Below are 16685 nucleotides of genomic sequence, written 5' to 3'. Positions count from 1 at the left end.
GAGACTCCTGCTCGTGCCAGTTCAGCTGAGGTGGTCGATGAATGCGAAAAGTTCACTGTCGTCGGCGGTTTCGAGGCTGTCGGCACCCGCGTCCAGCTCGATCTCGTCGGTGTCCTTGCCCTCCAGCCGTCGCCACATCGCCATCAACTTGCCGGCGATGTCCGAACGGTCGGCGGTCGACAGATCGGCGGCGGCGCACCTGCGCGCCAAGGTGTCGATCTCGGCCGCGATCCGCTCGACAGGGTTCTCGACCGGTGCGATCTCCTGCCGGAGGAATTCGGCCAGCGCCGCCGGTGTCGGGTAGTCGAACATCGCCGTCGGGGACAACTGCACGCCGGCAGTGGTTTTCAGCCGGTTGCGGAACTCCATGACGCCGAGCGAATCGAATCCGATATCGCTGAACGGTTTCTTCGGCGCGATCGTCTCCAGGTCATCGTGACCGAGGACGGCCGCGGCCTGCGTGCGGATCACCTCGAGGACGACGGTTTCCTGCTCGGCCGTCGAGCGGCCGAGCAGTTGCGATGCCAGGTCCGACGAATCCCGCGCGGCAGCGGCGGCTGCCCGCCGTCGACCCGGCCGCGCCAAACCGCGCATCACCGCGCGCAGCTCGCCGGGATCGATCTCGGCCAGCGCGGTCCGATCGACCCGAGCGGCCACGAACGCGGATCTACCACCCGCCAGTGCCGCGTCGAACAGCGCCATCCCCTCTTCGTCGTCCAGGGGTGCCAAGCCCTCGCGCCGCAGCCGAGCGAAGTCGGCCGCACCGAAGGCGCTGGTCATCCCCGCGCTCTGCCGCCAGGGTCCCCAAACCACCGAGGTGGCGGGCAGGCCACTGACCCGACGGTATTGCGCCAATGCGTCGAGGAAGACATTGGCGGCCGCGTAGTTCGACTGCCCGGCGCTGCCGATCACACCCGCGATCGACGAATAGAGCACGAACGCGGACAGATCCATATCCTTGGTCGCCTCGTGCAGATTCCACGCCGCATCGACCTTCGGGCGCAGCACGTTCGCGATCTGCTCGGATGTCATGGTCGCGAACAAACCGTCGGCGAGCACACCGGCGGCGTGGATCACACCGGTCAGTGGATGCTGCGGCGGGATCTGCGCCAGCACCCTGTCCAGCGCGGTGCGATCGGCCGCGTCGCAGGCGACCACGTCCGCCTGTGCGCCAAGCGCGCGGAGTTCCGCACATAGCTCGGCCGCGCCGGGTGCGTCCGGTCCGCGCCTGCTCGCCAACAGCACTCGGCGCACGCCGTGCGCGGTGATCAGGTGTCGTGCGACCACGGCGGCCAATCCGCCGGTGCCGCCGGTAATCAGGACGGTGCCGTCGGCCCGCAGCGCTGTCGGCACGGTGAGCACGTTCTTGCCGATATGGCGGGCCTGACTGACATAGCGGAACGCCTCGGGCAACTGCCGCAGGTCCCATGCGGTGGTGCGGGCAGGAGCCAGCGTCCCGGCGTCGAACAGTTCGACCAGTGCACCCAGGATCTGCTGGAGCCGATGCGGATCCGCGTCCAACAGCACGAAACTGCGGTAGTCCACGCCGGGATATTCGGCCGCCACCAAGGCAGGATCACGCCGGTCCAGCATCCCCATCTCGATGAACCGACCACCGCGCGGCAACAACCGCAACGACGCGTCCACGAACTCACCCGCCAACGAATCCAGCACAATATCCACGCCACGCCCCCCGGTCACCTCGAGGAACTTCCCTTCGAAACCCAATGACCGCGAATCGCCGATCTCATCGTTGGCAAAACCCAACTCCCGCAACACATCCCACTTCGGCTCACTCGCGGTGACCAACAACCGCAAGCCCAGATGCCGAGCCAACTGAATCGCAGCCATACCCACACCACCGGTCGCCGCATGCAACAGCAGGGTCTCGCCGCGCCGCGCAGCGGCCAGATCGACCAGACCGTAATAAGCCGTCGCGAACACCGCGGGCACGGCGGCCGCTTGGGCGAAGGACCAGCCGCTCGGCATCGGCGCGAGCAGCCTGCGATCCGCCAGTACCGTCGAACCGAGACCAGGAATGAACCCGAAAACCCGGTCCCCCGGCGCGAATTCAGTCACATCGGGTGCCACCTCGAGCACGATTCCGGCACCCTCACTACCGATCCGAGCGTCCGCATCGGGATAGGTGCCCAACGCGATCAGCACATCACGGAAATTGAGACCGACCGCCCGCACACTCACCCGGACCTGCCCGGCCGCAAGCGGCTCGGCCGCACTCGCATCCTCGGCCAGGTGGAAGTTGTCCGCCGACAAAGTACCCTTGCCGAGCAAGGTCAGTGCCCAGGTCGACCTGTCGGACATCGAGCCGTCACCGAGCGCGCCAGGGTGCTGTGTTGTGGCCACCTCGACGACATCCGAACCGAGCCGGCTCAGCCGCGGTGTATGAGCTGCTCCACGGCGTACAGCGAGCTGTGTCTCGCCCTCGGTCGTCAAAACCATTTCCGCACACCGTCGATAGTCGGACCAGTCGTCGACATCGATGACGAAGATCCGGTCCGGATACTCACTCTGTGCGGTGCGGAGCAGACCCCAGGCCGCCGCGGCGGGCAGGTCTACGACCTCGCCGGGATGCACTGCGACCGCATGCCGCGTGGCAATGACAATGGGGCCGTCCGCAGTCAGCAGTCGCTGTATCCGCCGCGTCAGTGCCGTCACCGAATCTCGTACTGCCATCGGGAGATCGGCGACGACCGAGTCCGCGGGATGTTCGGAGGGGTCGGCGTCGAGCCGCACCACCGTGGCAACCCGTCCGGCGATTGTGACGGTTTCCCCGTCATCGGCAGCGCTCCACACGCCGGTGGACAGGTCGGACGCCGGTGTGGGCAGCGCGATCCAGTCGACGCCGTAACCGAGCCCCTCGCCGCGACGCGGCGCAGCACCGAGAGCGTCGACCGACACCGGTCGCAAAGTCAGCGCTCCGACTTCGGCCACCACCATGCCCGCGGTATCGGTGAGGGTCACGGCAATCCGCTCGTCCCCGGCGGCGGCATCCTGTTGCGTCACACGGACCCGAAGCGATGTCGCACCGATCGCGTACAACGCGACGTTCTCCCACGAGAACGGGACGACAACCGCATTCGGCTGCGCGGGAGTCGAGCCGCCGAGCAGGATTGCGTGCAGCGCGGCGTCCAACAGAGCCGGATGCAACCCGAATCCCGCGGCCTCCGAGCGGGCGGGCTCGGGCAGCTCGACCTCCGCGAAGAGCTCGCCGTCACCCCGCCACAGCGCGGTCAGACCGCGGAATACCGGCCCGTACTCATAGCCCGATTCCGCCAGTTCCGCATAGGCGTCCGCGAGCGCGATGGCCGTCGCACCGACCGGCGGCCAACTCATATGATCCGAGCCGATCGTCGGCGCATCCGATCGGGCGGCGACCGTCGCGACGGCGTGGCGCACCCACTGTTCCGGATGCTCCTGTGCCGCAGCGGCAATGCGGGGACGGGAGTACACCGACACCGTGGCGGCGCCGGTCTCATCCGGTCCGCTCGCCACGACCCGCAACTCGACAGCGCCCACGGACGGCACCAGCAGCGGGGCCTCGAGCACCAGCTCCCCCACGTGCGGGCAGTCGACCAACGTGCCCACATGCAACGCCAGGTCCACCAGGGCGGCCCCGGGGAGCAATGCGACACCGCCGATGATGTGGTCACCCAGCCAGGGCTGATCGGCTTGGGACAACGTGCCCGTGAATACCGCGTCCGGCGAATCCGGCACTCGCACCATCGCGCTCAGCAGCGGATGACCCGCATCATCGAGACCGGACTGCCGAATATCGTGCCCGCCGGCCGGGCGCAACCAATACCGCTGATGCTGAAACGCGTACGTCGGCAGGTCCACCCGGGCCGCGGAGCGGCCCACGAACAACGGCGTCCAGTCCACCTCCATTCCGGCGACCGCGGCCTGCGCCAGCGCGGAGACGAATTGGATCGGCTCGTCGGTCGAGCGGCGCGCGGTCGCGATCACCATCGACTCGACCTCGACGTCCGGAGTCTCGGCAAGGCACTCGCGAGTCATCGCGGCCAGCACGGCATCCGGGCCGATTTCCAGGAACCGCCGCACACCGGCCCGCGCCAGCGTCTCGATGCCCGGTGCGAATCGCACACAACCGCGCACCTGTTCGACCCAGTACTCCGGATCTGTCACTTCGGCCTCGGCCACGAGACCCGAAACATTCGACAGCATAGGGATGTTCGGGCGGCGATAGGTCAATCCCTGTGCCACCGAGCGGAATTCATCGAGCATCGGCTCCATCAGCGCCGAATGGAACGCGTGGCTGACCCGTAGCCGCGAGGTCCGCACACCGTCGGCAGCCAGTCTTTCCGCGATCGCCTCGATCGCTTCCGTCGTACCCGACAAGACCACCGACGACGGACCGTTCACGGCGGCCATCGACACCCGCTCCGAGAATTCGGCGACCAGCTGTGCCGCTCGATCCGCCGGCAATGCCACGGCCAGCATGGCCCCGCACGCCGGCAGTGCGCCCATCAACCGCCCACGGGCCACCACCAGGGCGCACACGTCCGGCAACGACCACACCCCCGCCGCGTACGCGGCCGCCAACTCTCCGATCGAATGTCCGATCACCATGTCCGGTTCGATGCCGAACGACTCGACCAGCCGGAACAATGCCACCTCGAAGGCGAATAGGGCGGGCTGGGTGAACTCGGTCCGATCCAGCAGACCCCTGTCGTTCGCGTCATCGCTCGACGAGCCACCGCTGGGATCGTCTGCCGGCGCATCGTTCTCGCCGAACATCAATTCCTTCAGCGATCGACCCAACAGTGGATCGATCTGCGCGCACACCTCGTCGAAGGCCGCGGCGAACACGTCGAAGGCGGCGTACAACTGCGCGCCCATACCGGCTCGCTGCGCGCCCTGTCCGGTGAACAGGAACGCCGACATACCCGTATTGGCGTTCGCCTCGATGGTGCCAGGCGCACCCGCGGACAGCTCGGCCAGACCGGCCAGCAGTTCGGCCCGGTCCCGGCCGACAACGGCCGCACGCTGATCGAGCCGGGCACGGGAGGTCATCAAGGTGTGCGCGACATCCCACGTGTCCAGGTCGGGATGGCGAATCAGCCACTGGCGCAAGCGATCCGCCTGGGCCCGCAGGCCCGCTTCCGACCTCGCCGACACCAGCCACGGGATGGCGGCTTCGGTCCGGGGACGCTCGGCCGGTGCCGCCGGGGCGGGACGGGCGGGCGCCTCCTCCAGGATGGCGTGTGCGTTGGTACCGCTGATGCCGAACGACGACACCCCGGCGCGGCGCACGCGGCCACCGGAGGGCCATGGTCGCGCCTCGGTCAACAACTCGACCGCCTCCGCCGACCAGGCCACGTGCGGGCTCGGCGCGTCGATATGCAGTGTCTTTGGCAGTGTTTCGTGACGCAGCGCCTGCACCATCTTGATCACGCCGCCGACGCCGGCCGCGGCGATGGTGTGCCCGATATTCGATTTGATCGAGCCGATGCGCAACGGTTCGCCCGCACGGTCGCGCCCGTAGGCGGCGATCAGGGCGTGCGCCTCGATCGGATCGCCCAAGGTCGTTCCGGTGCCGTGCGCCTCCACCGCGTCGACATCAGCAGGCTGTAAGCCGGCATTGGCCAACGCCGCCGCTATCACCCGCTCCTGCGAAGGACCGTTGGGGGCGGTCAGGCCATTGCTCGCACCGTCCTGATTGACAGCGCTGCCTCGGACGAGGGCGAGGACATTGTGTCCGAGTCGCTCGGCGTCGGAGAGTCGCTCGAGCACCAGGACGCCGACCCCCTCGGAGAAGGCGACGCCGTCCGCCGCGGCGGCGAACGACTTGCACCGTCCATCGGCCGAAAGTCCACGTTGGCGGGAGAAATCGACGTAGAGATACGGATTGGCCGAGACCGTCACTCCACCGGCCAGCACCAGCGAGCTTTCCCCCTGGCGCAGCGCCTGGCAGGCCAGGTGCAGCGAGACCAAGGACGAGGAGCATGCGGTGTCCACGGTGACGGCGGGCCCTTCGAGACCGAGGACATAGGCCACTCGGCCGGAGATCACACTCTGTGTGGTGCCGGTGAGCCGGAAGCCTTCCAGCTCGCCGGTCACCTGGTCCACGTACCCCGAATTGGACGCGCCCGCGAATACTCCGGTGTCGCTGCCGCGTAGCGACGTCGGGTCGATACCCGCGTTCTCCAGCGCCGCCCAGGACACCTCGAGCAGCAGCCGCTGCTGCGGATCCATGGCCGACGCTTCACGCGGGCCGATACCGAAGAATCCGGCATCGAAATCCCCTGCGTTGTCGAGGAATCCGCCGTTGCGGGTGTAGATGGTGCCCGGCTTGTCCGGGTCCGCGTCGAAGAGCCGGTCCAGATCCCAGCCACGATCGGTGGGGAAATCGCCGATGGCGTCGGTTCCGGTGGCGAGCAATTCCCAGAGTTCGTCCGGGGATTCGACACCACCGGGGAATCGGCAACTCATGCCGACGATGGCGATCGGATCGTCGGCTCGCACCCCACGCGGAGCCGCCGCGACGGGCTCGACCACCGTCGTCGGCGCGACCTGCGAGCGCACCAGTTTCGCCACCGCCGCCACGGTCGGATGGTCGAACACCAGGGTCGAGGGCAATGTCAGTCCGGTGGCCTTGGCCAGGCGGTTGCGGAATTCCATGACACCGAGGGAATCGAAGCCGATATCACGGAACGGCTTGTCCACAGGGATCGAATCCGCCCCCTCGTGCCCGAGCACGGCCGCGGCCTGGGTCCGGATGACATCGAGGATGACGCGGTCCTGTTCGGCGACCGAGCGGCCGAGCAACTGCACAGCCAGGCCCGAATCCTCGTGCACCCGGTTGTCCACGCGACGCCGCGACGGCCGCGCCACACCGCGCAGCACCGGGCGCAGGCCACCGGGACGTGCGTCGGCCAGTGCGGTCCGGTCGATTCTGGCGGCGACGAATCCGGCCTTGCCGACGGTCAGCGCAGCGTTGAACAGCGCCATCCCTTCTCGGTCGTCCAGCGGCGGGAAACCCTCGCGCCGCAGCCGGGCGAAGTCCTCCGCGTCGAGGACACTGGTCATCCCGGTACGCTGCGGCCACGGACCCCACGCCACCGAGGTCGCGGGCAGCCCGGTCAACTGCCGGTGCTGGGCGAGCGCGTCCAGGAAGACGTTGGCGGCGGCGTAATTCGCCTGCCCCGGATTGCCGATGACGCCCGCGATGGACGAATAGAGCACGAACAGCGATAGATCGAGGTCCTTGGTCGCCTCGTGCAGATGCCATGCCGCATCGACCTTGGGCCGCAATACTTCCGCGAGACGCGCACCCGTCATCGTCTCGAACATGCCATCTGCCAGCACACCCGCGGCGTGGATGACACCCGTCAACGGATGCTCCGCCGGAATCGCCGCCAAGACCGCGTCCAGCGCGGCACGGTCGGCCACATCGCAGGCGACGATGTCGACGTGCGCGCCGAGTGCGACGATGTCGTCGCGGAGTTCGGCCGCGCCGGGCGTGTCGAGGCCGCGTCGGCCCGCCAGCACCAGGCGGCGCACACCGTACTCGGTGATCAGATGTCGTGCGGCCAACGCGCCGAGTCCGCCGGTGCCGCCGGTGATCAGGACGGTGCCGTCGGCCCGCAGCGGTGTCGGCACGGTGAGCACGTTCTTGCCGATATGCCGGGCCTGGCTGACATACCGGAACGCCTCCGGTGTGCGCCGCACATCCCACGCGGTAGTCGCGAAGGGCGTCAACGCGCCGGATTCGAACAGTTCGACCAGGGCGCGCAGGATCTGTTGCAGCCGAGCCGGATCCACCTCCAACAGCATGAAGTTGCGGTAGTCCACACCTGGGTGTTGGGCGGCCACCACAGCAGGATCACGCCGGTCGATCATCCCCATCTCGATGAACCGACCACCGCGCGGCAACAAGCGCAACGATGCGTCCACGAACTCACCCGCCAACGAATCCAGCACAATATCCACGCCACGCCCCCCGGTCACCTCGAGGAACTTCCCTTCGAAACCCAATGACCGCGAATCGCCGATCTCATCGTTGGCAAAACCCAACTCCCGCAACACATCCCACTTCGGCTCACTCGCGGTGACCAACAACCGCAAGCCCAGATGCCGAGCCAACTGAATCGCAGCCATACCCACACCACCCGTGGCCGCGTGCAACAGCAGGGTTTCACCGGGCTGCGCAGCGGCCAGATCGACCAGACCGTAATAAGCCGTCGCGTACACCACCGGGACAGCGGCGGCCCGGGCGAAGGACCAGCCGCTCGGCATCGGCGCGAGCAGCCTGCGGTCAGCCACCGCGACCGAGCCGATGCCGGTGACGAACCCGAAAACCCGGTCACCTGGCGCGAATTCGGTCACATCGGGTGCTACCTCGAGCACGATTCCGGCGCCTTCACTGCCGATCCCGGCGTCCGCATCGGGATAGGTGCCCAACGCGATCAGCACATCACGGAAATTGAGACCGACCGCCTGCACACTCACCCGGACCTGCCCTGATTCGAGTCGGTCGGCGGGCTCGCCCGTGTTGTCGATCAGGCTGAAGTTGTCACTGGTCAACGTCCCCTTGTCGAGCAGGGTGAGCGACCACGCCGAGCTCGTACGCACTGCGGCGGCGCCGTGGAGATTCTCCGCGCCGCGGTCAAGCCGTGGTGTGTGCGCCGTCCCACGTCGGACGGCGAGCTGCGGCTCGCCCTCGGTCGTCAGAACCATCGCCGCACCGCGCCGATACTCCGACCAGTCGTCGATATCGACCAGGAAGATGCGGTCCGGGTGCTCGCTCTGCGCGGCGCGCAGTAACCCCCAGGCCGCCGCCGCGGGCAGGTCTACCGGCTCACCGGGATGCACCGCCACGGCCTGCCGCGATACGACGACGACCGCACCGTCGCCGGCCAGCCGCCGCTGCACACGCGTCATCAGCTCCGTCACCGAATCCCGAACTATCATCGGGAGATCGCCGTCGAAGTCCATGTCAGCGGCGTGTCCGTCGAGCCGCACTACCGTGGCGACCCGTCCCGCGATCGTGACGGTCTCCGCGTCGTCGGTCCGACCCCAGACTGCCGATGCGGTGGGATCATCGACCGCCGGAGCCAGTGCGATCCAATCGAGGTGGTAACCGGCGCTGTCGGTCTGCCGCCGCGCCGCACCGAGCCCCGTGGTAGCCATCGGACGCATCGTCAGCGAACCCACCTGAGCCACAACGGTTCCCGAACCGTCGGTGAGGGTCACCGCGCTACGCTCCGCCCCGGTGGCGGATACCCGCACCCGCACCGTCGTCGCACCCGTCGCGTACAGCGCCACGTCTTCCCACAGGAACGGGACGGCCACCTGGCCGGCCGGCGTCGCAGGTACGGAGCCGCCGAGCAGGATCGCGTGCAGTGCGGCATCGAGCAGCGCCGGATGCACACCGAACCCCGCGACCTCCGAACGCGCGGGCTCCGGCAATACCACTTCCGCGAATATCTCGCCGTCACCCCGCCACAGCGCGGTCAAACCCTGGAACACCGGGCCGTAGTCGTAGCCCGATTCCGCCAGCTCCGCATACGCGTCATCGATCGGGATCTCGGTCGCCCCCATCGGCGGCCAACTGACCGGGCTCGGCTCGACGGCCGTCGTCGCCGATTCGGCGGTGATCGTCGCGACGGCGTGGCGAATCCACTGTGACGCATCGTCATTGCGCTCGGAGTCCGCGCCGCCCGAACTCGTGTACACCGACACCGTCCGCGCGCCGGACGCATCCGGATCGCCGGCCACCACCCGCAGTTCCACCGCGTCGGTGGCCGGCACCACAAGCGGCGCCTCGATCATCAGCTCGGCCACCCACGGGCAGTCCACCACCGATCCCACGTGCAGCACCAGCTCCACCAGCGCGGCGCCGGGCAGCAAGGCCACCCCGGCGACGGCGTGATCGGCCAGCCATGGGTGTCCGGCCAGCGACAACCGGCCGGTGCACACCAGGGAGTCCGGCAACCGCACCATCGCGCCCAACAGCGGATGTCCCGCATCGTCGAGGCCCGGGTGCCGCCCCTGCGAGCCGTCGACCGGTCGCAGCCAATACCGCTGGTGCGCGAAGGCGTACGTCGGCAGCGGCACTCGTGTGGCGAGCGGAGTCAATGCGCGCGGCGCCACATCGACGCCGGCGCAGTGCGCCCGCGCCAATGCGGTGACGAATTGTCGCGTGCCCCCGTGCTCGCGCTTCAGTGTGCCGAGAACGACCACTCGATCGGCCATCGCGATCGAACCCGCCGTCAACTCGACACCCATGGTCAGCACCGGGTGCGGGCTGATCTCGAGGAAAGCGTTCACCCCCGCGCGCTGCAGCGCCTCCACCGACTCGGCGAAGCGCACCCGTTCCCGCAGTCCGCGATACCAATAGCCCGCGTCCAGCGTCTCGGTGTCGACATAGTCCGCGAATACCGTTGAGTAGAAAGGCACCGAACCACGCTGGGGGGCAATGCTTTCCAGATCCCTCAGCACTCGGTCCCGGATCGACTCCACCGCATGCGAATGCGATGCGTAGTCCACCGGAATCCGTTTCGCCCAGACGCCGTCGGCCGCACAACCAGCCAGGAACTCGTCCACTGCCGAGGACTCCCCCGACACCACGGTCAGACCCGGTCCGTTCACCGCGGCGACGCACAGCCGATCACCGAAGCCGGTCAACCGCTGCTCGACCGTCTCGACGGCCGCGCCCACCGACGCCATACCGCCGGCGCCGGCGAGTTCCTCGGCGACGACCAGGGAGCGAAGGGCGACCACCCGCGCACCATCGGCCAGCGACAGTCCACCCGCGACCACCGCGGCCGCGATCTCCCCCTGCGAATGCCCGATCACCACGGCGGGTTCCACGCCATTGGCGCGCCATATCCGCGCCAGTGACACCATCACCGCGAACAGCACGGGCTGAACCACGTCCACCCGGTCCAGCGACGCCGCACCCGGCTCGCCGCGCAGCACCGCAGCCAGCGACCAATCCACGAAGGGGGCGAGCGCCGCCTCGCATTCGGCGATCGCGTCGGCGAAAACCCCGTCAGAAGCCAGTAATTCGGCGGCCATTCCGGGCCATTGGCTGCCTTGACCAGGGAACACGAATGCGACGCGACGCGCGACCGCGCGACCGAGGACCACGTCCTCGACGCCCTTGGCGGGTAGTTCCGCCGACTCGGCCACAGTGGCGAGCCCGGCCATCAGCTCGGCCGAATCCCGTCCGACCACCGCGCCACGCCACTCCAACTGCGCGCGGTGACGCAGCAACGAATACGCCACGTCCGCCGCCGACTCCGGGTGCGCGGCCAGCCATTGTCCAAGCCGGGCGGCCTGTTCGCGCACCGCCTCCGGGCTCGCGCCCGACAAGGTCCAGGACAGCGGGCGTGAACCGTCCGCACCCGAATCAGGCTCTGCCACCGTTGTTTCCGGGCGGATCGACGGCGGCGCCTCCTCCAGGATCAGGTGCGCGTTGGTGCCGCTCATCCCGAACGAGGAGACACCAGCACGACGCACCCGGTCACCGGCGGCCCATGGCTCCGACTCCGTCAAGAGCCGAACCGAACCCGCCGACCAATCCACATGCGGGGTCGGCGCGTCGACATGCAGTGTTCTGGGCAGCGACTCGTGCCGCAGGGCCGCGACCATCTTGATCACACCACCGATGCCCGCGGCCGCGACCGCGTGGCCGATATTCGACTTCAAGGAGCCGATCCGCAACGGCTGCTCGCGGTCGGATCCGTAGGCCGAGATCAGCGCTTGCGCTTCGATCGGATCACCCAACGTCGTTCCGGTGCCGTGCGCCTCCACCGCGTCCACATCCGAGGGCTTCAGTCCCGCGTCGGCCAGCGCCGCCGCGATCACCCGCTCCTGGGAAGGACCGTTCGGCGCGGTCAGACCATTGCTCGCACCGTCCTGATTGATCGCGCTGCCACGCACCACGGCCAAGACGTCGTGGCCGAGGCGCCGGGCGTCGGCAAGGCGCTCGACGACCAGCACGCCCACGCCCTCCGACCAGGTCACACCGTCCGCCGCGGCGGCGAAAGGTTTGCACCGGCCATCGGCCGCGAGCCCGCGCTGGCGGGCGAAATCGACATACAGGGTCGGGCTCGCACCGATACTCACTCCGCCCGCGAGCACCAGGGATGCCTCGCCCTGGCGCAGCGCCTGACAGGCGAGATGCAAGGCGACCAGCGACGACGAACACGCGGTATCGACCGTTACCGCGGGACCCTCCAAACCGAAAAGGTAAGCGACACGGCCGGATATCACGCTCTGCGCGGTCCCGGTCAGGCGGAAGCCCTCGTACTCGCCGGTCACGCCACGGGAGTAACCGGATGAGCTCGCGCCGACGAACACCCCGGTATCGGTGCCGCGCAGCGAGACCGGGTCGATACCGGCATCCTCGAGGGCCTCCCAGGACACCTCCAGCATCAACCGCTGCTGTGGATCCATCGCGGCCGCCTCGCGCGGGCCGATGCCAAAGAAGCCCGCGTCGAAGGCGCCCGGTTCGGCCAGGAATCCCCCTTCTCGGGTGTAGACGGTGCCCGGCTTGCTCGGATCCGGATCGAACAACCGCTCCAGATCCCAGCCACGGTCGGACGGGAAGGGGGTGATCACATCCCGTTCCGCCGCGACGAGCTCCCACAGGTCGTCGAGCGATCCGACGCCACCGGGGAAGCGGCAGCCGATGCCGACGATCGCGATCGGCTCGTCGGAGCGGGTGCGGCGGGTGACCCGCCGCGTGTGGAGGTCGACGCCTTCGAGCCGCGAGCGGACGAGCCGGGCCACCGCGGTCGGTGTCGGATAGTCGAAGATCAGCGTCGTCGGCAGTTCGACGCCGGTGGCGCGCACCAGTTGATGGCGCAATTGCTGGCCGCTCAGCGAATCGAATCCGATGGCGGTGAACGGCAGATCCGGATGCACCGCCTCGGACGAATCATGGCCGAGCACCGCCGCGGCCTGTTCGGCCACGACCGCGAAAACCAGTGCGTCCCGTTGATATTCGGGTGCGGCGAGCAGCCGCGGCGCCAGCGGGCCCGCCACGCCTGCGTGCCGCCTGCGTGCGGGAGAAGCGCTGCGCGGCGGCGAATCCACGACGGTGAACGCCAGCGGTTCGACCGACGTCAGCACCAGTCGCGCGATGGTCAGGATCGGCGCGCCGTCCTCGGCCACCGCCATGACCCGGATGCTGTCCGCGCCCACCTGGTCGACGCGGACCCGTACCGCTTCGGCGCTCGCGCGATGCAGTCGAATATCGTTGAAAGACAACGGCATGTGAAGTACGGCGACGTCGCCGAGCTGATCGGCGGCGGTGTGCAGCATCGCGTCCAGCAGTGCCGGGTGAACGCCGTAGCGGGCGCCGCGATCACGAACGGACTCGTCGAGCGATACCTCGGCGAACACCTCATGGCCACGCCGCCAAGACGCCGTCACCCCCTGGAACGCAACACCGTAATCCGAGCCACGCTCGGCCAACCGGTCGTAGAGTTCATCGACGGACACGGGTTCGGTTGCCGTCGGCGGCCATTCGGCGTCCGCCGCAGGCTGTGCCGGATCCGGCTGCGGGGCAAGCACACCTGTCGCGAACTGCCGCCATTCTCGGCCGCCTTCGGAGACCGCGCCGCCCGACCGACGTTCGGTAGGAAACACCGGGCTGTCGGGGCGGGCGTAGATCGTGAAGCTCCGCCGTCCTCGAACGTCGGGGGCCGCCACGCGCACCTGAATGTGCCACGCCGCGACAGGCGATGTCAGCGGCGTGGAGAGCCGCAGTTCTGGCACCGCACCGGCTCCGACATGCGCGCCGACGCTCACTGCGATGTCGAGCCAAACGCTCGCGGGCACCACCGGTGTCCCGAAGACGACGTGGTCGGCGAGCCAGGGGTGGGTGTCGAGCGCGAGGCGGCCGGTGAACAGCCAATCGTCACCGTCGGCCATCGGGACCGCAGCGCCGATCACCGGGTGGTCGGCCGCGATCAGTCCGGCCCGGCTCACATCGCCCGGTCCCATACCTGTCCCGGCCACCGGCGTCCAGCACTGCCTGCGTTGGAACGCGTACGTCGGGAGCTCGACCCGAGAAGCCTTCGGAGCCAACATCTCCGATGCCACGTCGATGCCCACACAGTGCGCGCGGGCCAGTGCGGCCGCGAACTGTGCCGGACCGCCGTTGCCACGCCGCAGGGTCCCGATGGCGACCACCTGATCGGCCATGCCGATCGAATCAGCGGTCAACTCGACCGCAGTGGCGACCACCGGATGCGGGCTCGTCTCGACGAAGGCGTTCATCTCCGAGCGCAGCAGCGCCTCGATGGCCTCGGCGAACCGCACCGGTTCCCGCAGTCCTCGATACCAGTACCCGGCATCCAGCCCGGCCGTATCCTCGAATCGCGCGGTCACTGTCGAAAAGAACGGAATGGAACCGGTTTTCGGCTCGATCGGCGCCAACTCGGCCAGCACGCGATCCCGAATGCGCTCAACCGCCGCCGAATGCGACGCGTAATCGACCGGAATCCGCTTGGCCCACAGCCCGTCGGCCGCACACGCGGCGAGAAAATCGTCCAACGCGGCCGACTCACCCGATATGACCGTTTGTCCCGGTCCATTCACCGCGGCGACCGACAATCGATCGCCGAACCCGGCCAAGCGGTCCGCGACGGCTGCCGCGGTGGCACCGACCGACGCCATGCCGCCCGATCCCGCCAGCACGTCGGCGACCGCCCGCGACCGTATCGCGACGACCCGCGCGCCATCGGCCAGCGACAGTCCGCCCGCCACCACCGCCGCCGCGATCTCGCCCTGCGAATGACCCACCACCGCAGCGGGTTCCACTCCGGCCGCACGCCACATCCGCGCCAGCGACACCAGCATCGCGAACAGCACCGGCTGCACCACGTCGACCCGATCCAGCGACGCGGCTCCCGGCGTCCCGCGCAATACCTCGGTCAACGACCAGTCCACCCACGGCGCGAGCGCCGCCTCACAGTCCGCGATGGACTCCGCGAACACCCCACCCGCGGACAACAACTCCGCGCCCATACCCACCCATTGACTCCCCTGTCCCGGGAAGACGAAGACGACCCGGCGGGATGCGCTACGAGCGGTCACCGCGTAGCGCTCGGCCTCGGCCGCTGCCGGGGTCGGATCGATCAGCGCCGACAAGCCGTCGGCGAGCGTTGTCACATCGTGCCCGACCACAGCACCCCGCCACTCCAACGGTGTGCGAGCGGTGGCCAGTGAGTACGCCACCTCCGCGGCACCGGCTTCGGGATGGACGCTCAACCACTCCCGCAACCGAGCAGCCTGGTCGCGCAGCGCCTCCGGGCTTCGGCCGGACAACAGCCACGCCACGGGAATCGAGTCGTCCACCTCCGCAGCGGCGGCCGCGACGGGCGCTTCTTCCAGAATCACGTGCGCGTTCGTTCCGCCCATACCGAACGACGACACGGCGGCACGGCGCAATGCCGCTTCGGCTGGCGCCGCGTCCTCGTTCAGTGCGGTATTCGACGCACTGACCGGTTCGGGCGCGACCGGCCAGTCCTGCGCGACGGTCTGTACCCGCAGGCCCAACGCGTCCAGCGGAATACCCGGATGCGCTCGGCGAAAGTTCAGGCTGGGCACCAACTCTCGATGCCACAGCGACAGCGCGGTCTTGATGAGCCCGGCGATACCCGCCGCAGCTTCGAGATGCCCGATATTGGTCTTCACCGAACCGACCGCGAGCGACTCACCCGCGCGACGGCCGCCACCATAGATCTCGCCGAGCGCGGCCGCCTCCACCGGATCACCGGCGGGCGTGCCGGTGCCGTGCAACTCGACGTAGTGCACCGATCTCGGCTCCACCGCCGCCGCCGCGAGCGCGGCCCGGATGACCGCCGTCTGCGCCGCGACGCTCGGCGCGCTCAACACTTGGCGCTCATTGCCGTTGTTGACCGCACTGCCGCGGATCACCGCATAGATCCGGTCCCCATCGGCGAGGGCCCGCGCCAGTGTTTTGAGCACGACGATGCCGCCGCCCTCACCGCGCACCGTGCCATCGGCAGTTTCGTCGAAGGTATGGCACTTACCCGACGGTGAATGCGCGCCGAACTGTTCGTAGCGCTCACCGCTCAATGGCGAGAGGATGAGATTCAATCCACCCGCGAGCGCCACCTCACACGCACCGGTGCGCAGCGATTCGCCCGCCAGATGCACAGCGACCAGCGATGACGACTGCCCGCTGTCGACCACCAGGCTCGGACCGGTGAAGCCGTAGTAATTGGAGATGCGATTGGCGGCGACACCTCGCCCCACGGCCCACAGCGAATGCCTGCCGATACCCGTTTTCCCCTGTGTGGCAAGCATTTCAGCGAAATCGGTGCCCGTGCTGCCCAGGAAGACACCCGCCCGCGCACCAGCGCGATCGCGATAAGCCGCGTCCTCCAACGCCTCCCAGCTCAACTCGAGCCCGAGCAACTGCTGCGGATCGATCGAACGTGCCTCATTGGGCGGCACACCGAAGAAGTCGGCATCGAATTCCGTTGCGGTAGACAGGAAACCGGCCGTCTCGTCGATACCGGGCCGGTCCGCCGGAGCGGAACCGACAGCGTCACGGCCATCGCGCAACAACCGCCAGAACTGCTCGACATCGGCAGCGCCCGGCATCCGGCACGCCATGCCGACAATGGCGATCTCTTGGGAAGGTTCGAACATGGGATTCC

Annotated in this window: 1 protein-coding gene; it reads right to left on the bottom strand. The window is 68.5% G+C overall.

Translation table 11 applies throughout. The features are described from left to right. Nucleotides 1–21 precede the first annotated feature (21 nt). Entirely contained in the window at nucleotides 22–16677 is a 16656-nt protein-coding gene (locus ACIBW7_RS40275; RefSeq protein WP_397055921.1) for an SDR family NAD(P)-dependent oxidoreductase, read from the bottom strand. Nucleotides 16678–16685 lie beyond the last annotated feature (8 nt).

It is taken from the genome of Nocardia sp. NPDC049526, assembly GCF_044465765.1.
GTDB lineage: Bacteria > Actinomycetota > Actinomycetes > Mycobacteriales > Mycobacteriaceae > Nocardia.
This window is presented reverse-complemented; position numbering and strand designations above follow the sequence as displayed.

Coding starts and splice junctions, on each gene's coding strand:
- ACIBW7_RS40275 (WP_397055921.1), bottom strand. CDS start 16,677: ATGTTCGAACCTTCCCAAGAGATCGCCATTGTCGGCATGGCGTGCCGG.